Source organism: Rhizobium sp. AQ_MP, assembly GCF_014237835.1.
In the GTDB taxonomy this organism is placed as follows: Bacteria; Pseudomonadota; Alphaproteobacteria; order Rhizobiales; family Rhizobiaceae; genus Allorhizobium.
The window spans coordinates 1-519 of sequence record NZ_JACJVI010000067.1 but is presented as its reverse complement, the minus strand read 5'-3'; the positions used below and the strand labels follow the sequence as shown (position 1 = coordinate 519).

General features: G+C 59.0%; 1 protein-coding gene. It reads right to left on the bottom strand.

The window, feature by feature from the left end; translation table 11 throughout:
* Positions 1-26 precede the first annotated feature (26 nt).
* Positions 27-519 (bottom strand): transposase (locus H6M51_RS24235; protein ID WP_185812315.1); only part of this gene is annotated, 493 nt, incomplete at its 5' end.

The window sequence follows — 519 nt, the reverse complement described above, 5'->3', positions numbered from 1 at the left end:
AGTAAGCATCCGGCGAAGGCCGCAGGTCAGGCTGCCTGAGCACTCAGCGTCTTGGGTGTCCAGTTCCACGGCAACAATTGCTCCAGCCTGCTGATCGGCGTGTCGGCAATGTTGGCGAGGACATCCGCCAGCCAGGCTTGTGGGTCTATGTCATTGAGCTTGGCCGTCATGATCAGCGTCGCCATGAAGGCGGCACGATCAGCACCACGATCCGATCCGGCGAAGAGCCATGACTTCCTGCCGAGAGCAAAGCCTCTGAGCGCGCGTTCGGCGGCGTTGTTCGTGAGACAAATTCGGCCATCGTCGAGGAATGACGTAAATCCATCCCAGCGCTTCAGCATGTAGTCGATCGGCTCTGAGACAGGAGAACTGCGCGACAGTTTTAGCCGCTCGGTTTGGAGCCAGTTATGCAGTTCTTCGATGAGTGGCTGGCTGTCTTGGCGGCGGCGCTCCAAGCGCTGCTCGGAGCTAAGGCCGTTGATCTCCCGTTCGATATCGAACAGGGCATCGATCCGTTTG